Below are 17,552 nucleotides of genomic sequence, written 5' to 3'. Positions count from 1 at the left end.
GTCATAGGTATTTCATATGGCTGGAATTTCAAACGAGGAACCTAAGAAACCGTTCGGTCAATCGCATAGCGCAGTTGAACGACGCCGCCTCCGAGTGGTTTGCAGTCCAGCAGCTGCACTTGCTTGAACCGATAGTGATCTCTGTCGATCAGGAGATTTAATCCTCTGCCCTCCAATACGGGAGCCACGTTGAAAATGACTTCATCTACAAGTCCCTGGCCCAGGAATGAATTGTGGATATCCGCGCCACCGCTAATAAGAGCAGTTAGATGACCATTGCCCCTCAGGTAATCCAAGGCGTCTTGCGGAGAGCTTACAACCTTTGCACCTGGTATATCCGCAGCGCTCTTGGACACGACGACGATATCGAGATCAGCCAGTGGCCCTGGTCCTCCGCTGCCGCGCATTCCTTCGAAAGTCCGACGCCCGACAATAAAATTTCCTGCAGCTGCGGCTTGTGCGAAGAAGTCATCCAGCGCTTCTTTGGTCGGCGGGTTATCGGGACCGGATTGTGCATAATTGCCGTTGGCGGTTAAAGTTGCCCATACAATCGTTTTCATCGTAATACTCCTCCTAAAGTTCGACTCGATACTCTTCGGATAGCGGAAGCTACCCGATCCGGACGATCCTCTTGTACATAGTGCGAGGCGTCCTCCAGCATCTCGGTTTCGTTCATCGGCAGAACCTTCTGCCATTTGGCCATTTGTTCAAGCGGGAAGCCGGCACTGTCTTTGGTCCCCCACAAAATATGAGCAGGCAAGTCGGACAGATTCGGCAGCTTCGATTCAATGCCGGCGAGCCATGTTCGCTCTTTGCGGATAGATCTTGGAAATACCCATGTCGGTATTCTGGACTCCGGAGTCGGGAACGGATCGGTGTAAGCTTTCCGCAGACGGTCCGTGACTTTCTCGGCGTGGTGGATCCCATTCGGTACAATGGTTTTGGCGAAGAAATTCCGCCGCGTCTGAAGCCAGTACCCGAAAGGCTTACCTCCCATAGCGAGCGAGAACAATTTCATCGGCATAATCTCTGCTGGCCAAGCCCATGTGTTCATGACGACGATGCCGCACAAATTTTCCCTATGCTGTACCGCGTAATTCAGCCCGACCGGACCTCCCCAATCTTGGACCACCAATATAAAATCTTTCAGATCAAGATGGCGAATCAAATCTTGTACGGCTTTCGAATGCTCTTGCGGCGTAAACCGGTAGTCGGCGGGTGCCTTCGACATGCCGAAGCCGGGGTAATCCGGAGCGATAAGACGATAATCCTTGCGGAGCTCTTTGATCACGTTCCGATAAAGATAAGACCATGTAGGATTGCCGTGCAGGAGAAGAATTGCCGGTCCTTGCCCTTCATCCACGTAGTGGATGTTGCCGTCGCGATAAGGCAGCCAGCGGTCGGTGAAAGGGTACTCCTCGGGGTCGATTTCGAACGGTCTATTCATGTTGAGCTCTCCTTTCTAATGTGTACTAGCATTTATTTCCTTTCCTTGATTCACATGTTAATCCCTCTGTGGTACATTTGAAAAGTAGTTACATTTAAGTGCAATAGTTTCAAAAAATGAACTATGGAGTGGTTATGATGATGGATCAGTCCTGCCCGGGTACGGTTGAACCTATCCTGGAAATCTTGGACGGTAAATGGATGCTTCTTCTCTTGTTTGAACTGTTCAACGGGAACCGGCGGTTTGGCGAGCTGCGCCGCAAGCTGCAGCCGATAAGTCCGAAGACGTTGACCGACCGCCTGCGGCTGCTGGAGGATAAAGGAATTGTCACGCGCACTTTATTCCCCGGCGTACCGCTGCATGTCGAATATGACCTTACCGAGAGCGGAAAGGGGCTTCAGCCGATTTTTGAAGCGATGTGGAAGTGGACGCAGGAGCACGGCGCATATTTGAGGAATGAATCGAACGAGACGGATCAAGAAGCAGAACAGGTGCTGTAATCATCTTTTTTTTAAAACGCTGTGATAGTTTTGTTGAAATATTTTCCAAGGGAATGATTTAATGAAATTTGTTATAATATTTGGTCCGCAGGCGGTAGGAAAAATGACAGTAGGACATCAATTGGAGAAGGTAACTGAACTAAAGTTGTTCCACAATCACGTAACAATTGAAATGTTAGCTCCCCTATTCGGTTTTAATCATGAAATGTGGAGATTAGTAAATAAATTTCGTCAAGACATATTTGAAGCCGCCGCTGATAGTGATATGTATGGAATGATTTTCACTTATGTATGGGGATTCGATTTACAAGAGGATTGGGATTACGTTGATAAAATTTGCAAAACAATCGAAGATAAAGACGGCGAAGTGTATTTTGTCGAGCTTGAAGCCGATCTTGAGAAAAGAATTGAGCGTAACAAGACTCCTCACAGACTTGAACACAAGCCAACAAAAAGGAATGTTACTCGTTCTGAACAGGATCTATTACAGACAATGGAGCAACACCGATTAAACTCCTTCGAGGGAGAAATTAAAAGAGGAAATTACATCAGAATTAACAACTCGAATTTAAGTGCTAGTGAGGTTGCTGAAATCATTAAGAACAGATTCGCTTTATAATGATTTGAATTTAACATAGCCTTAAGATAAAAGGGCCGTCCCGACAGGGATGGCCTTTATTTGCAGGCGGAGTCCTAAATTAGCATCCAGCACCTGAAAGTGGTATCATTCTACAACAGGTGAGCCATCCTTTAGCTTATATTGGCAAGATGCGAATGGAACACACCAAATACGCTTGTGATGAAATGAGGTTAAGACATGATGACGGGACAAAAGGGACACAGACAACCTGCCGTGTTAAGAAAGTTTCTGCGAGGGCTAATGGTGGTTCTGGGGGCATTCATAACGGCTTATGGACTTGAAGCGGTATTAATTCCGAACAACGTATCCGACGGCGGCGTGACGGGCATCAGCATCGTGGGGTCCGAGCTCATCGGATTGCCGCTAGGGCTTCTCATCGCGGTTCTTAATATTCCGTTTATCTTTCTAGGGTACAAGCAGATCGGCAAAAGCTTTGCAATTTACTCCGTGATCGGTATTGCTTCGCTCGCTGTCGGCACGGCTGTCATGCATGAACTATCGCCGATCATTGAAGGGGATACGTTGCTGATAACCGTCGTTGGCGGTATTATTATCGGCTTCGGAATGGGTCTTGCCTTGCGTAACGGCGGTGCATTGGACGGCATCGATATGCTTGCCGTGCTGTTATCCCGTAAGTTGCCATTCGGCACCAGCGACCTGATCCTTTTCCTGAACACCTTTGTATTCATTATCGTCTCGAGCATATTTGGCCTTCAAGGGGCGATTCTATCGGGTATTGCTTATTTCATTGCCTCGAAGGTCATCCATATCGTTGAAGAAGGTCTAAGCGGGGCCAAAACGTTCAAAATCATTACCAGACATCCAGAGGCTATGGTCGAGACCATTCGTGACCGATTAGGCCGAAGCGCAACCTATAACCTCGTGTCGGGCGGATACTCGAACGAGCAATTCAAAGAAATTACTTGCGTCATCAACCGAATGGAAGAAAGCAAAATGAAAGAAATCATCCACGAGCTCGACCCGAGCGCATTCGTAATGGTATACGACGTGGCGGAAGTGAAGGGCGGCAACTTCAAGAAGAGAGACATCCACTGAGCTGGGGATGTACATACATGAAAAAAGCCGGTTTTCTACTCGAGAGTAGAAAACCGGCTTTTTAATAATTCCTATAGTTGGTTTAAAGAAAATCTTGAGCCTGATCGCTTTCGATATAGACAGCAATCAGAATAAGAGCGGTTTCCTCGCTAATATTTTTGACAAGATGCGGCGTGCAGGCATTCCAGCCGAAGGAGTCACCCTCTCTGAATTCGGACGCATCCTCTCCTTGCTCGGCGTAAATTCTGCCCTTCACAACAACGTGGACCTCCTCGCCTTCGTGAGCGTGCGGAGCCAGGCCTGTCGAAGCGCCGGGAGGGATCTCCACGAGCATCATCCTTACGTTTTTGGTAGAGCTCAAGTGCTCTACTTTTAATTTCTCGGTCCCGCTGGTCGTTATTTTTCGCTCGTCCTTCCGAACGATATTCATGCGTTCCTCCTGCTGCAGCAGCAAGTAAGCCAACGGCACCTTCAAGGACTTGGCAATGCTCTCCAAGGTCGCGATGGAAGGGGATGTTTTATTCGTTTCGACCTGGCTCATGAAGCCTTGGGACAAACCGGTTTCTTCACAGATTTGCGCGATCGTTATGTTTTTGCGTTTGCGTATCGTTCGAATGGTGGAGCCGATGTTCAACGGATTTCACCCCATCAGAATATTTGTAATACAGAATATATATTCATAATAACAATATTTCTATTGACAAGCTACTCCTTTCCGCAATATATTAGCTATACGAAACAAACATCTTTATGACTAATATGTTCAAAGGAGAGAAATAATATGACGAAAATCAACATTGTTTCGACTATAGCGCGTGTCGTACTCGGTATCTTATTTACAGCTCACGGAATCGACAAATTACAGATGGGCTTAGGCAATGTGGAGGCGTGGTTTGACTCCATCGGTGTACCGGGACCATTCGCATATGCCGTGGCGTATATCGAGCTCGTTGGGGGAATTCTGCTGATCGCAGGTCTCTTCACTCGATATGTAGCAGCCTTGCTGGTGGTCATACTCATTGGGGCGATTATGACAGCTAAGCTGTCCGTCGGATTGCTTGGGAACGGCCAGATGGCCGGCTATGAGTTGGACTTGAGCTTTATTGTTATCGCGTTTTACCTGATTGTCGCTGAACGATCGCCGTTGTCGCTTGATTGCGTGTTATGGAAAAAACGCAGCGCCTAACGCAAAGGAGAAGTGACCGCATGACCCCAACTTATCAGTATGACATTCATCTTCCAGCTCATATGGATCCGGACAAGCGGTATCCGGCGATCTTCACGCTTCACGGCAAAGGGTCAAATGAAAGGAATATGTTCGGTTTAGTGGAGCCTCTGGCGGATGAATTTATTATTGTCGGCATTCGCGGCAATCTTACATTGGGCGCGGGCTACCAATATTATGAACTGAAGAGCTTAGGCAATCCGATACGGGACATGTTCGATCAAGCGGTTGAACATTTGCAGGCATTCCTTCACTATGCGACGGAGAAGTATCCGATTGATGCGGCCAAGCGCTATTTGCTCGGGTTCAGTCAGGGCGCGATCTTGTCGATGGCGCTCGCGCTTACGATGGGGGATGCGCTGAAGGGAATCGTGGCGTTGAACGGGTATGTGCCGGAATTCGTGAAGACGGAATATATGCTCAAGAGCATCCAAGATGTATCGGTATTTATTTCTCATGGCGAATTCGATTCTGTGTTCCCGATTCGGATCGGTCACGAAACGGCCGATTATATAGGAAGTCTGACGTCTCACTTGACGTTCAACATTTATCCGACCGATCATGGTGTCTCCGAGCGCAATCAAAGGGATTTCGTGAACTGGCTTAAGCATGTGAACGAATAATTAGGCGCGCAGCAAATAAGACGTTGAAGGGCACCGACTCGTGTGCCCTTCATTTTGTTTTATTCCATCGGGTGAAAAGAGGTTGCGGCCAAAGGGAGTCCCATAAATGCGCAATATCGCTCTGCAGCCTCAATGATATGCTGTTCACTGTCTCTCAGAGGGGCAAAGAGTTTAAATTCGATGTCGATCCCTTTGCTCTTCACAGTTCGCTTCCATATGCCGCAGACTTGACCGTCGACAACGATGGTCGGCATGAATACCCCGTTATTGCCCGGGATGATGTGCCGGGCATGTTCCGCACGCAATACCGGGCTCCGGTCTTTGTAGCCGAGCAGATATTCGTCGAATCCCGGTAGCAGATGAACAGCCGGTCCTTCACCCGCGGAGGACTCATGGGCGTTGTCGGCTCTCCAGTAGGTTTGTCCGTTTATTGTTTCTGACACCAGCCGAGATTGCGCCGCTTCGATTCCTTGTCTTGCATCCGAGAGCGTGATCCCGGCCCACCAGGCCAGATCCTGTACGGTTGCCGGGCCATGGCTCGCATAATACCTCTCCGCAAGCAAAGCGAGCGCATCGCTCCTGCTTAAATCGTTCGCTGAAGGTACCCACTCATCCAGCAAAACAAAGGTTTGCTGCTTGCCTTCTCTCGGCCCAAGACAAATATGGCCGCTCTGCGCGAGATGCCACAGAAGATGATATCCTCGCTGGTTATCGGTGGGGATTCCATGCTCCTCCAGTAATAGCATCAGATCAGGACGGGCTAACCGTTGGCTCCTGCCCAAGGCGGTATAGACGATCTGTCTGCAGCGCTCAATAATCTCCTGATTAAGCTCCAATTGTTCCAGTCTTCGCTCATCCTTAGCCAGAATACGCGGGGCTAGATGCTTCAGCATCCATCTCACGTTGTCCGGATGGACGCAATGAATTGTACCGCGCAGCGCCCAAGTCAGAACAATTTTACGGTCTTCAATGAGCTTCTCGACATCCGTCACGGTGGCCGATTGCGTACGCATTCCGACGGCCCACAAAGCCTGATGATAATCTTGCGCTTGCAGAGCGCCGAGATGTCTGACGACATGCTCGCACGTATCTAACCTCGCGCCGGCGATCCGCAGATTGTGCATCCGCCGATAGGGAATGCCTCGTTCGTTTAAGGATTGGATCATGGACGGCCTCCTGAACCCGATTCATAGTCATGGATGGAATTGCGATAGTTGTTCGCACCCCTTGGACATGCCGATCTAACAGCCTTATCTAACAGCCCCTCCTTCTCATAATAACGTATAGTGTGAATCGATAAACCTGTCCGAACGGCCAGTTCCTGAATTTCATTGGAGTCACAGCTGAATGGAGTAGCTGACGATGGCGTCCCGTACATGAACGTATCCGTCACTTGCATCGGGAAAGCGATTGAAGGGATAATGATCATGAAGTGAAGGGCTAAATGGATGACAAATTTGGGGTATGTGGAGGCTCTCGCAATGTCGGATAACACCGCAAGCAACAATCCGGGAAAAATGCACTTTATGTTATGGTCTACACCACCAAGATTAACTTTCCATCAAGATATGACCGAGGAAGAACGAAGCATTATGTTTAAGCACATTGCTTACTGGACGGACAAGCAGAACCAGGGGATCGCTCTTGTGTTCGGACCTGTCCGGAAACCGGATGATCCGCATGGGCTCGCCATCATTGAGGTCGAGAATGCTGATCAAGTCCCAACACTCATCGCAGAAGATCCTGCCGTTATCGCGGGTATCATGACTACGGAATTTTATCCGATGATGGCCGTCTTGCCGAAATAACACCCAACAAAACCCGGTCATGCAGACCGGGTTTTGTTATGCATGCCTCTGATGTCACGGGGCATTGACAGCTTTGCTTCGTCTTATTTTTGCACATTAGGTTTTCCTTGATCATTCGGGTCGTTCGAACGCGACGCGCTTTTCTTTGGATCGCTTTTATCGGGCTTAGCTTTCGTACTCACTTTGTCGTTCACCTCCTGTGTCAGCCATACAGAGTATTTCACCAAACCGGTATCCTTATTAGGATATGAACATTTCTAGCAGTATCTGTTAAACTGTATATTAAAGGTGGGATAAATATGGAGAATAGCATAGAGAGCAGAGTATGCCGATTCATGTCTTTGATATCTACGGGTGCGGAGAATTACGTGCGCGACGCATTTGCTAATGGGACAGTAACCCTTGTTCATTATGAGGAATCGCGTTATCACCACGGTGTTTTCTGTATAGTTGAGAATGATGATTGTACGATCGCTTATGCAGCTTTTTCTCGTTATCGTCATGATGAAGCTTTGCTGAACCTTATGGAGACAAGCCTGCAAAGACACTTAGGCACCAATGAAACAAAAGAAGTTTGTTTTAACATCTACGGGCCGAATAAAGAGTTCATTCAGCTCGCTCGTAAACTTGGATTTGCGACCGACATGGAAGGCTTCCAGCTCCAGTACGATTTCAGTAAGGAAATGAAGGTATTGGAGATGCATCCGCTCGTTGAGAAGGGATTTTCCCCGGGGTGGCTTGATCCTTTCGTTCAATTGTTCGATAGAGCCTATTATCAATTGAATGTTGAAAATGGCTGGAGCACAGAAATAAAATCAAAAGACGATTTTTTGCGTTTCTTGCTAAGTTGCGAAGCGGAAGATCGGGTAAGATCTTTTTGGATTGAGGATAAACTAGTCGGAGCTTACATTATAGCAGGCCAGTACATTCGGGATTTTGTCATTCACCCTGACTATCAGAACTGCGGGTACGGAAGTCTAATATTGAACAGTTGTATCCATCGAATGGCGTCCATATTGGGGATAAATAATATATTTTTGCGTGTGGCGCAATCCAATAGCGGGGCCAAAAGATTTTACGAAAGACATCAATTTATTGAGCGGTCTAGTTTCGCTGAGCATACGTTTGTACCCAAATAACCCCTCACAAATTAAGGTGGAAGCAAGGTAAGCCCCAAAAGAGCAGTACAGTGGGAATCACTTGTGCTGCTCTCTGTCTCCGCTCTAAGCCCCGGACCTCTTAACGACCGGAATCCAAACTTCGATTTCGTACATGCCGCTGCCGCGGTCGTAAGTCATTTCGAACTCGGGGCCGTTGGCGAATTCGTAATTGGAGCTCGGAAACCATTCTCCCCATATCCGTCTCCACAATCCATGGATATCATTCTGTCCGTCGGGATTGACTCCGGTTGAGAAAATAGCGTATGTCTGAGGAGGAATTTGAAACCTCTCGAACCCCTCCGGCAAGCCGCTTTGGGGCAAGAAATAACCGATCATGTAGTTTTTACTCTCGGCTTGATGGTTGTACGTGACCGAATGAATCTGGCCATTGTCCCCTAATTCTGCAGCTGCACGAATTCGATCGACGGTTCCGTCGGTGATGCACCGTGTCCAGAACTCCGGTATTTCAATAAACGGTCTCTCGCCATCAGCACTGATGACAGTCGATACGCCGAACATTTCAATGGCTTGTTTTTCCTCGATTCTATAATTCATTGCCGCATCTCCCCGAATTGAGATGTGAAAGGATAACCGGGGATAGGCTTTGAGTGAAACGCCCTTGTCGCGCGCCGATGTTGGCATCACACCATGCATTTTTTTGAACGCTCTGGAGAATGCCTCTGGCGATTCGTAACCATACTTCAACGCGACGTCGATGACCTTGGCGCCGCCAAGTTGCAGATCGAATGCGGCAAGGGTCAGCCTCCTGCGCCGGATGTATTCAGAGAGCGGTACATTGGTTATGAACGGGAACATCCGGTGAAAATGGTAGGTCGAGCAGCAGGCAATTCGGGCTAGTTGATCGTAGTCCATTTCTTCCGTCAGGTGTGTCTCTATATATTCCATTGCGTTATTCATGCGGGCAAGCCAATCCATGCCGATCCTTCTTTCAGGTTTGATTATAGGAGACGGCGGATAATGGAACATTGCCGTCCTTGTACGAAATGATCATGTTCGGTATTGTTTTAGTAAAATCCTCTATTTGGGCGTGCAGCGATCCAGATTGTGCAAATTCACTGACATACAGTTGTCAGCGGCTTTAACGTATGATGAGTGCAAACGAGGAAAAGAGGGATGCTAGATGTGGACGGTTTCAGCAACGGAACAAACCAAGGTGTCATCGGCCGAGGTGTGGCAAATCTATTGCGATTTCAGCAATTGGTCGAAGTGGGATTACGGTCTTTCCTTCTATCGGCCGGAGGGGCCTTTCGCAGCGGGAACAACGGGAGTGCTGCAGCCGGCAGGAGGGCCTGAGCTTGCGTTTGAATTGCTTCAAGTCGTAGAGGGGCAATGTTTTGTCGACCGAACCCCGATTGGACCCGACCATGCGATTGTTGGCCGGCATGAACTGACCCCTCTATCCTCCGGCACTCAAATTACTCACATCATCGAAATCGAAGGACCGAATTCGGAGCAAATGGCTCAAGAGATGGGCTTTTGCCAAGAGGAGCTGTACGAGACGGTATCTAACCTTGCCCGATATGCAGATAAGCTCGCCGTCGCAGGAAAGGAATAGGCAGCCAAAAAGGATGGCATCCCGCCATCCTTTTTTGTATTCCACTTCAAGAATCGGACTAATTCACAACCAAGAAAGTATCCACGTTGATCCGGCTGTCGGCCGTGCCGGCAACGACAATCTTGAAGCGGACGGGAACGGTCGAGTTGACGGTAATCGTCTTCTCGGTCAAGGTCGAGGTCGCGGCTGCTGCGGTCGTAACGTCGGTCCAGCTTGTCCCTGCATTCGTCGATTTCTGCAGCTTCCAAGTCGCGCCCGAGTCAGTGTTGAAGTTCGCCACGCTTAGCTTAACGGTTGTTGCAGACGCCACGTTGAAGTTCATTTGGATGAATCCAGCCGCGCGAACGCGGGCGGATTGCGTGCCGGTCTTCTTGTCGGTGCTCAAATTGCCGATAAGCGCGTTATTGAACGTCCACGAACCGGTGCTGAGCGTAACATTTCCAGTCGTATACGCGGTTTTGCTGCCGCTCTCGAAACCTTCGTTAAGCGTTGTTGACGGGTTCGTAACGGTACAGGTGCCGGCTCCGTAGGAGCCCGTCTTGAACGTGCAGCGGTCCCACCATTTGTAGTCGGCAGCTGGTGCCGCCCATGGTTCTGCTTGCGGCTCGGTCGATGCAGCCGGATCTTCCATTGCAAGCAGCGAGGTCGGTTGGTCCAGCGTCAGCCCGCTTACTTGATTCAGGCTAGTGTAGGATTCTTGAACGGATAGCCAGTTGGCGAGGTTGACGAGCAGCGCGCTGTCATTTTGTTCGGTGAATCCGGCGTAAGTCGTCTTCGCAGCCCCGGTCTCTTCGCGCTTATACTTCGGCGTTGCGTCCTCGACGGCAGAGGAGTCGCCGATGAAAGCGGCTTTCCCGAGTCCGACTTTCGAGACGGCAACATACGGCCCTTCATTCACGCCGCCGCCTTCATAGACGCCCTGATCGACGGCACTCGACCATTTCGTCGTGGTGGAAGGCAGATAGACAATTCCTTTCGCTTTGAGCGGGTCCATAATGGCAAGTGTGGAACCTGCATGCATCGCTACGGTCGATACGCCTTGGGTGATGCCGAACGCTTGCGACGGGGAGACGATAGTATTCGCGGTAACATCCCCGATGGCGTTATAACGGAACCGGACGCCGAAGTTCGTTCCTAGCCAGTCCGAACTGACGACGCCCTGCATGGCGTCGGAGTTAGCCTCTTCGGTGCTCATCCCTTTGGCCGGGTTCGTCCATGCGCCGCGGCGGTACCCGTTGAACACTTCGGAGGAATCCCACCGGTTCTTATTCCGGTCCGCATTGTAATGGTCCGCGATGAAGAAGATGCTGCCGCCGTTCTGAACGTACTGCAGCATCGCAGCTTGTTCGGATGCCTTGTAAGGGATGTTCGCTTCGCCGATAACGAAGACATTGTATCCCGATAGATCGCTCAGCGTGAGCGGGGTCGTTTTGCGCAGCTCTTTGACGTAGTAGCCTTGTCCAGCTAAAGCCTGCGCGTAATCCGAGAAAGCACCGTCAATCACCCAGTCCGCGGCGCCCGCCGTTTGACCGTGTGTGTTATCGAACAACACTTTCTTGCCGTTCGAGGTGCCCGTCGGCTGCAGTACCGGAGCCGGATCGGCAGGTCCCTCGCCAAACGCGGCCCCAGGTATGCTGATGACACTCATTAAAATAGCGCACGCTAAAAGATAAGTCCCTGCCGTGCGGCTCCATACTGGGTTGCTCTTGCTCATTTTCTCTCCTCCATCTCCTCAATGGTTTCCTTCATTCCGAGAGCCCATGCAGTCAACAATACCGTTCATCGCGATACTCCTGCGAACTTCAATGTCCCTCCTTGCCTGTTGAATGGTTGTTACGAGTCTATTAGAACAGAACTTTATTATGGAAGAGTCATGGGGTCCCGAAGGATTTGTAAATTTAAACATAGAGAGTATCGCGTTCATGAAGATTTTCCGGGCAAATGCCAAACTGCATCGGTTTCTGGAGGATTTTAATCTCCAGAACAAGTCCATCACGGATAGCGCCGTTCCTCATTGCGAAGATGGGCTGGATTCCCTGCGTCTCCGGCTTGTGAACGTCAAGGACAATGCGATAGCCGTGAGGATGATTCCAAGCACTCGAAACCCCTCGAAGCTGAACTGATTCCCCATTACGACGCCTATCAATAACGACGACAGAATGGCCCCTAGATTTCTTGATGTGCTGAACATGCCGGAAGCGACACCGATGATGTCCTTCGGAGAACTTTTAAATAAGGCGGCTTGCATTCCGACGCTGTTAAGCCCGTTGCAGATGCCGAACGCAGCCAACGCCAAACCTACGCTGATCATGGGTGACGTATGATTCCATGTCACAATCCACGCGGACCCCAAGGCCATGAGAATGGCGGACACAAGCAGTGCTGGCCGTGGACCGGCTTTATCTATCCATCGTCCGGCCAGCGGGGATGCGAGGAGCGAGCATAGACCTAGGCTCAACATGAGCATTCCCGTGTGGAACTCGCTGATATGGCGGACCGTTTGCAAGTAGGACGGAATCCCGAAGAAGAGTGCGTAGAACAGCAAGTTGACGACCATAAATTCGATATTCACCCAAGTGATCGCAGGATACTTGGCAAGCGTGCGTATAGGAATAAAGGGCGACGCCGCTTTTAATTCATGCCGTATGAAAGCCCCCAGCAGAGCCAGCCCTGCCAGCCCCGCTATGACATTCGCAGCCGTTATCTGACCGGATGATTTCGTTGATAATAAGCCAATCAACAAGGGGACCAGCCCCGCCGTGAAGAACACCATTCCTGTCGCATCCATTACAACCAGCCATTCACGAAAGGACATGCCGCGTGCGGTTAAAGACGCCTCGTCCGAGGGAATCATCCTCCAACACAGCAGGAAGCTCAAGACGACGAACGGAATGTTGACGAAGAAGATGGCGGGCCAATCCCACCAGTGAATCAATGCCCCGCCGATAAACGGCCCAATGGCCGCCGCCCCAGATTGGAAGATGGTCAGAACGGACAGCGCAGTCGCCTGCTTCTCCTTCACATGTATGCGAATAATGGCCATTCCGACGGAAATCGTCATGCTGGTTCCGATCGATTGGATAATGCGGAACACAATGAGCCAACCGAAGTTGGGTGAGAAAGGTGCGAGTAAGGATGCGGCAAGGGCGATGATAAGCCCGGCAAGGAAGATTTTTTTGCGGCCGAATAAATCGCTTGCCTTACCTGCGACAGGGTTCGTAATCGCACTTGCGATGTAGAAGGAGAAAATAATCCACGAAATAACGGTAAAGTTTAGTTGAAAGGCATGACTTAGCCGGGGAATCGCTACAGCAATCATTGAAGAATTCAAAGGATTGAGCAGCATCCCCAATCCAACGGAAATCATTAGCCACGAGCCGCGTGCATTCATATTAAGCCCCCCATTAGATAGAAACATCTCTTAATGGAATCGTACTTGAAGGCAGACATTTACTCCAACGCATTTTGTGTTATGATTCCATTGATTAGAAGGAATGAGCGGAGGGGCGGAATGGAACTTCTTCAATTGCAATATTTTCTTACAGTGGCCCGTACGGAGCATATGACGGAGGCCGCGCAAAGCCTTCATGTGACGCAATCGTCGCTTAGCAAGACGATTCAACGTCTGGAGGAGGATCTCGGGGTTCCTCTATTCGATCGAACGGGGAGAAGACTCCGGCTTAATGAGTTCGGAAGAAGATTTCTGCTCCGTGCGGAACGTGCATTATTTGAGTTAGAGCAGGGGAAGCAGGAGATGAACGATTTGTCCAGTCCGGAGAACGGCTGTATCGAGCTGGCGGTGACAACCGCAAGCACGCTGCCGCAGCTCCTTCGAGAATTTCGGGCAAAACGGCCTAATGTCCAATTTCATGTCCAAATGGTCAGGACTCAGAAAATGGCGGCGCTTCTTCACCGGGGAGAGGTCGACTTCTGCTTATCGTCACCGCCGATAGAAGACAGCGACATTGAGTCCCAGGTTGTATTCATCGATCCCATCCTTGTGGCTGTGCCCAAGGGGCACCGGCTAGCCGACCGAAGCAGCGTGTCTCTGGCTGAGCTTAAGGACGAATGGTTCGTCGGAGTCAAGAAAGGTTTTGGCGCACGTGACTTCGTGGATTCTTTGTGCCAGTCGGCCGGATTCGTACCGAGGTTCGTGTATGAGGGCGATGAACCGGCAAGGTTAAGCTCACTTGTAGAAGCCGAAATCGGCATTGCCTTCATGCCCAGCACGGCAAGGAACTTACGGGAACCGATCCGGTACCTCCAAGTGGAGGATCATGAATTGATACGGAAGATCGCGTTGTCATGGCACCGCAGTCGTTACATTTCGCGGGCGGCTCAGGAATTCCGTGAGGTAGTGGTAGAGTATTTCAAGAACATATCCATGGAGCGATAGGTAACGAAAGGCAGTCTTAAGACTTGGAATATAAAGTCTTAGACTGCCTCTTGTTATGGGGCTATCTTTCTCCGTTAGTCAGCGTAATCTGCTTAGAAGACAAAATCATCTGAGCGTCTGGTAAGCGAGGCCTATGGCTCCAGAATCAAATGTCTTATTCTCGATAAGTTCAAGATTGATCTTCTCCTTGAGACCTTGGAATAACGGCAACCCGCTGCCGATCAGGACGGGAGAAACCGTTATTTTATACTCATCTATTAAATTAAGCTGCATAAGGTAGTGCGCGAACCTGGGACTGCCGAGGATGACTATATCCTTGCCTGGCTGCTGTTTGAGGTTCTTGATCTCTTCCTCGACATTTTCTTTCACCAGTCTGGAATTGTTCCATTCGACCTTCTCCAGTGTCGTGGAAAAAACGATTTTGGCGGTCTTTTCGATCCACTCCGCATGATTCCGTTCATGCTGCGAAGCTGATGGGTTCGAAGGCACAGATGGCCAGTAACTGTACATCATCTGATAAGTCCCGCGTCCCCAAATGACAGTGTCGGCAGTACTCAAAATTTCTTTCGCGTGTTTCTCCAAATCAGCATTGTAGGAAATCCAGCCAATGTCCATTGCTCCGTTCGGCCCTTCTACAAAACCGTCAAGCGATGCGTGCAGAAATAAAACGAGTTTTCTCATGTTCGTTTCTCCTCCGAATTCGAATTTATTATGTTCGACTTTTATGGCTGTTAACCCGCGTTTCATCCTGCTGGTACGTTCATTATAAATCTTAACACTACGTAAGGTTCAAGCGGAAATGAAGCCGAATCGCTATTCGGAGTCGGACTTTTCTGTGTTGACAGGACACCAAATGGTGTCCTATAATAAAAACAGCCACCAAATGGTGTCCAATTGGATCGAATAAGTCGCAACCAAATCCTAAGTAGGAGGAAGAAACGTATGTATATCCTTTTCGTTATTTTACAAAGCTTTCTGCTCGTCTCGATGTCCTTTGGCGGAGCAACCAAGCTGACAGGATCGAAAAATTTTGTTGAAATGTTCGAATCGCTTCGACTACCGCAATGGTTCCGAGTGGTTACGGGGATCGTTCAATTAATCGGTGCTGCCGGGCTCGTCATCGGTTATTGGGACCGGGGAGTAGCGGCATGGGCAGGCATTTGGATTGGGGTCACCATGTTGGTGGCATGCCTCTCGCATTTCAGGGTCAAACATCCCGTTGGGCAAGCAGTGCCTGCGTTTGTGATTACGGTAATTGCAGCCGTGTTGGTTGCCGTGCAAGTCTAAGAGTCAAGCAACAGGCAGAGCGAGCGGACGGAATAAAAAAAGCCCGCTATCCTTAAGATAGCGGGTGGCACATCACGTTAAGTGGTCATCACTTGTCGGCGTGTTGTCATTCTGGTGCGAAATGCTGCGTGTCTCGGACTCGGCTTGAGCACGTTGGCGGCGGCGCCGTTTCACAATGACAATTATTATGATGACAATCGCGGCGAATGGCAGCAGCGGCAGCAAGAAGGCCGCAGCAATAACGAGCGCTCTACCAAGTGCGACGATCATATCCGCGCTATGGCGCAGAGCGTCTCCGGCTTTCGTCATCAGACCAGGATTCTCGTCCAAGTCCACCTCGCGGCCGTCTCTGCTGAGCGTCTGGTACATGTCGATGTCGACCGTAGAGTAGTCGACATTCTGGTCGATGTAGCGCATTCTTCCCTTAATCTGCTCAATGGCTTCCTGGACTTGGGCAAGCTCGTTGGAGAAGGAGACAAGATCTTTGGAAGTCTTGGCGCTCTCCATGAAAGAGAACAACCGCGTTTCTGCCGCTTCTTTGGCCTTTAGACGTGCGGAGAGGTCCGCATATTCTTCGGTCACATCTTCGCCGCTAATATTTTTGCTCAGCTTCTTATCGGGCAGCTTGTCGATCGAATCGATGAAGGAATCAAAGCCCTTGGCGGGCACCTTGATCTTGAACGATCCGCTCAGCCGGTTCGATGATTCATCTTCCGCGAAGGAGAGCAGGTACCCGCCGCTGCTGATGATTAACTGGTCAATGGTGTTGCGTGCACTGGCAAAGTCTCTGACTTGCATTTGAAGATTTGCGGTATAGATTACTTGCCGATGGACATTCGCCATTGCGGAAGTATCCGCTATTCCGCTGTCTGTCTGGCTCGCCGTACCAGTTGCAGCATCTGCGGTCGTAGTCTCGTTCTTGAGCTCCGAGTTTGACCGTGCCATAGCGGGCGGCGAGGCCTCTGCCGCTTTTGCATCCTCGCTCGAGGACTTGTCGTCACTTCCGCTGCCGCAGGCGGCAAGGCTTGCAGTAAGCAGGAAGACCGCCAGCCATAACCCGATAAGCGGAACGATTCTTTTTCTCTCTAATCTCATGTAGATCCCCCTCTGGCATTGGTCTTCATGGAATATTCTTGATGATGACCATATAGACGTATCGGTTATCAATATGTTGCAATAGATAGTGGCCAGTATGATATGATCAGTCCATGTGAACCAACCAAACCCTAATAGAAGATGAGGGATCATGATGTCGTATATCGTTGATTTTAAAAATGTGTCCACAGTCGGCTTAGAATCATCACCGGTAGCGGAAGCGCTTGCTGGATTACGTGCGAATGAAGCCCGTTACTTTATGAACAAATACAAACATGAATTTGCGGTTGTACCGGCTAGCGAAAGCCAGGACAACCTTGAATATGTGACCCGGATCTTGAAAGAAGAGCGCGGGATTGAGTTTGCAGCCAAGCCTTTGGAAACCGCGCGTCTTCAAGTGGAGAATATCGACTGGACCTTCGTTTTCTACGAGGACGGTCTTGGTGTCAACGTGTTGTATACGATCGATGACCCGAAGAAGCGGGCCGTTGGGTTTAAGCTTTCGGAGGGGATGGAAGTACCGAAGGAGTTGGAAGAGAAGAAGTTTAAGTTCGCTAGGCAGAAGTCGAAGCTAGCGGGAACGATTCGGGGTACATTCTTTGTTATTAAAGGGCAGTATTAATGGAGAGCCTCTATTCCTAGGTGGAATAGAGGCTTATTTTTCATTAGCTTGATGTGGCACCTGCTAGAAGGATGTCTGTGGTACTGCATAGAATGGATATTTATTGCATTTACCACT

Annotated in this window: 21 protein-coding genes; 11 read left to right on the top strand and 10 right to left on the bottom strand. The window is 49.7% G+C overall.

All coding sequences use genetic code 11. From position 1 onward, the window contains the following. Positions 1-41: 41 nt before the first annotated feature. Positions 42-560 (bottom strand): dihydrofolate reductase family protein, encoded by a 519-nt coding sequence (locus tag PKO01S_RS03515; protein ID WP_127529915.1) that lies wholly within the window; start codon positions 558-560, stop codon positions 42-44. After that, positions 557-1,447, bottom strand: coding sequence for an alpha/beta fold hydrolase (locus PKO01S_RS03510; protein WP_127529914.1), 891 nt, complete (start codon positions 1,445-1,447; stop codon positions 557-559). The genes PKO01S_RS03515 and PKO01S_RS03510 overlap by 4 nt, the downstream gene beginning before the upstream one ends. A 134-nt stretch (positions 1,448-1,581) precedes the next feature. Here PKO01S_RS03510 and PKO01S_RS03505 point away from each other — a divergent pair, with 134 nt between their 5' ends. The 3 genes from PKO01S_RS03505 (at position 1,582) to PKO01S_RS03495 (ending at position 3,643) form a co-directional block, all read left to right on the top strand. Continuing rightward, a complete protein-coding gene (locus tag PKO01S_RS03505) occupies positions 1,582-1,947 on the top strand; it encodes a winged helix-turn-helix transcriptional regulator (protein ID WP_407669621.1) in 366 nt (121 codons plus the stop codon). Between the two features lie 61 nt (positions 1,948-2,008). Next, positions 2,009-2,566, top strand: a complete 558-nt coding sequence (locus tag PKO01S_RS03500) for a DEAD/DEAH box helicase family protein (RefSeq protein WP_127529913.1) — start codon at positions 2,009-2,011, stop codon at positions 2,564-2,566. A 201-nt stretch (positions 2,567-2,767) separates the two neighbouring features. Further along, positions 2,768-3,643 (top strand): YitT family protein, encoded by an 876-nt coding sequence (locus tag PKO01S_RS03495; RefSeq protein ID WP_127530055.1) that lies wholly within the window; start codon positions 2,768-2,770, stop codon positions 3,641-3,643. A gap of 82 nt (positions 3,644-3,725) precedes the next feature. Here PKO01S_RS03495 and PKO01S_RS03490 read toward each other — a convergent pair whose 3' ends face one another. Next, positions 3,726-4,277, bottom strand: a complete 552-nt coding sequence (locus tag PKO01S_RS03490; RefSeq protein WP_127529912.1) for a helix-turn-helix domain-containing protein — start codon at positions 4,275-4,277, stop codon at positions 3,726-3,728. 147 nt (positions 4,278-4,424) lie between these two features. Here PKO01S_RS03490 and PKO01S_RS03485 point away from each other — a divergent pair, with 147 nt between their 5' ends. Together PKO01S_RS03485 and PKO01S_RS03480 are read left to right on the top strand one after the other, a co-directional pair. Next, entirely contained in the window at positions 4,425-4,829 is a 405-nt protein-coding gene (locus tag PKO01S_RS03485; RefSeq protein WP_127529911.1) for a DoxX family protein, read from the top strand. Positions 4,830-4,849: 20 nt separating this feature from the next. Next, entirely contained in the window at positions 4,850-5,491 is a 642-nt protein-coding gene (locus PKO01S_RS03480; protein WP_127529910.1) for an alpha/beta hydrolase, read from the top strand. Positions 5,492-5,550: 59 nt separating this feature from the next. Here the strand turns inward: PKO01S_RS03480 and PKO01S_RS03475 are convergent, their stop codons facing one another. Both PKO01S_RS03475 and PKO01S_RS03470 read right to left on the bottom strand, forming a co-directional pair. After that, on the bottom strand, positions 5,551-6,657 hold the full coding sequence (locus tag PKO01S_RS03475; protein WP_127529909.1) for a winged helix DNA-binding domain-containing protein: 1,107 nt from the start codon (positions 6,655-6,657) through the stop codon (positions 5,551-5,553). Further along, positions 6,654-6,869 (bottom strand): MerR family DNA-binding transcriptional regulator, encoded by a 216-nt coding sequence (locus PKO01S_RS03470; RefSeq protein WP_127530054.1) that lies wholly within the window; start codon positions 6,867-6,869, stop codon positions 6,654-6,656. Before PKO01S_RS03470 ends, PKO01S_RS03475 begins: the two co-directional genes overlap by 4 nt. Before the next feature lie 70 nt (positions 6,870-6,939). Between PKO01S_RS03470 and PKO01S_RS03465 the strand changes: the two genes are divergently transcribed. Together PKO01S_RS03465 and PKO01S_RS03460 are read left to right on the top strand one after the other, a co-directional pair. Next, on the top strand, positions 6,940-7,299 hold the full coding sequence (locus PKO01S_RS03465; protein WP_307719805.1) for a YciI family protein: 360 nt from the start codon (positions 6,940-6,942) through the stop codon (positions 7,297-7,299). Between the two features lie 299 nt (positions 7,300-7,598). Beyond that, complete coding sequence (locus tag PKO01S_RS03460) at positions 7,599-8,438, top strand: GNAT family N-acetyltransferase (RefSeq protein ID WP_127529907.1); 840 nt, start codon at positions 7,599-7,601, stop codon at positions 8,436-8,438. Positions 8,439-8,522: 84 nt separating this feature from the next. Here the strand turns inward: PKO01S_RS03460 and PKO01S_RS03455 are convergent, their stop codons facing one another. Beyond that, the gene (locus PKO01S_RS03455; RefSeq protein WP_127529906.1) at positions 8,523-9,395 is read right to left on the bottom strand and encodes an AraC family transcriptional regulator; all 873 of its coding nucleotides are present in this window, start codon (positions 9,393-9,395) and stop codon (positions 8,523-8,525) included. Positions 9,396-9,600: 205 nt separating this feature from the next. On the opposite strand from PKO01S_RS03455, the gene PKO01S_RS03450 reads away from it, so the two are divergent. Continuing rightward, positions 9,601-10,035, top strand: a complete 435-nt coding sequence (locus PKO01S_RS03450; RefSeq protein WP_127529905.1) for an SRPBCC family protein — start codon at positions 9,601-9,603, stop codon at positions 10,033-10,035. A 58-nt stretch (positions 10,036-10,093) separates the two neighbouring features. Here the strand turns inward: PKO01S_RS03450 and PKO01S_RS03445 are convergent, their stop codons facing one another. Both PKO01S_RS03445 and PKO01S_RS03440 read right to left on the bottom strand, forming a co-directional pair. Next, positions 10,094-11,749, bottom strand: a complete 1,656-nt coding sequence (locus PKO01S_RS03445; protein ID WP_127529904.1) for an Ig domain protein group 2 domain protein — start codon at positions 11,747-11,749, stop codon at positions 10,094-10,096. 297 nt (positions 11,750-12,046) lie between these two features. Beyond that, positions 12,047-13,426: an MFS transporter gene (locus PKO01S_RS03440; RefSeq protein ID WP_127529903.1), complete on the bottom strand. Its 1,380-nt coding sequence runs from the start codon at positions 13,424-13,426 to the stop codon at positions 12,047-12,049. 120 nt (positions 13,427-13,546) lie between these two features. On the opposite strand from PKO01S_RS03440, the gene PKO01S_RS03435 reads away from it, so the two are divergent. Next, positions 13,547-14,431: a LysR family transcriptional regulator gene (locus tag PKO01S_RS03435; RefSeq protein WP_127529902.1), complete on the top strand. Its 885-nt coding sequence runs from the start codon at positions 13,547-13,549 to the stop codon at positions 14,429-14,431. 105 nt (positions 14,432-14,536) lie between these two features. Here the strand turns inward: PKO01S_RS03435 and PKO01S_RS03430 are convergent, their stop codons facing one another. Then, positions 14,537-15,112: a dihydrofolate reductase family protein gene (locus PKO01S_RS03430; protein ID WP_127529901.1), complete on the bottom strand. Its 576-nt coding sequence runs from the start codon at positions 15,110-15,112 to the stop codon at positions 14,537-14,539. 261 nt (positions 15,113-15,373) lie between these two features. Between PKO01S_RS03430 and PKO01S_RS03425 the strand changes: the two genes are divergently transcribed. Further along, positions 15,374-15,718, top strand: coding sequence for a DoxX family protein (locus PKO01S_RS03425; protein ID WP_127529900.1), 345 nt, complete (start codon positions 15,374-15,376; stop codon positions 15,716-15,718). A gap of 72 nt (positions 15,719-15,790) precedes the next feature. On the opposite strand, the gene PKO01S_RS03420 is transcribed toward PKO01S_RS03425, so the two are convergent. After that, the gene (locus tag PKO01S_RS03420) at positions 15,791-16,813 is read right to left on the bottom strand and encodes a DUF4349 domain-containing protein (protein WP_164779461.1); all 1,023 of its coding nucleotides are present in this window, start codon (positions 16,811-16,813) and stop codon (positions 15,791-15,793) included. 154 nt (positions 16,814-16,967) lie between these two features. Here PKO01S_RS03420 and PKO01S_RS03415 point away from each other — a divergent pair, with 154 nt between their 5' ends. Beyond that, positions 16,968-17,435 (top strand): phage tail protein, encoded by a 468-nt coding sequence (locus PKO01S_RS03415; RefSeq protein ID WP_127530053.1) that lies wholly within the window; start codon positions 16,968-16,970, stop codon positions 17,433-17,435. Positions 17,436-17,552 lie beyond the last annotated feature (117 nt).

Source organism: Paenibacillus kobensis NBRC 15729, assembly GCF_004000825.1.
Taxonomy (GTDB): domain Bacteria; phylum Bacillota; class Bacilli; order Paenibacillales; family Paenibacillaceae; genus Paenibacillus_T; species Paenibacillus_T kobensis.
Note: the sequence above shows the minus strand (reverse complement) of the source record. Positions and strands in the feature narration are given on the sequence as shown.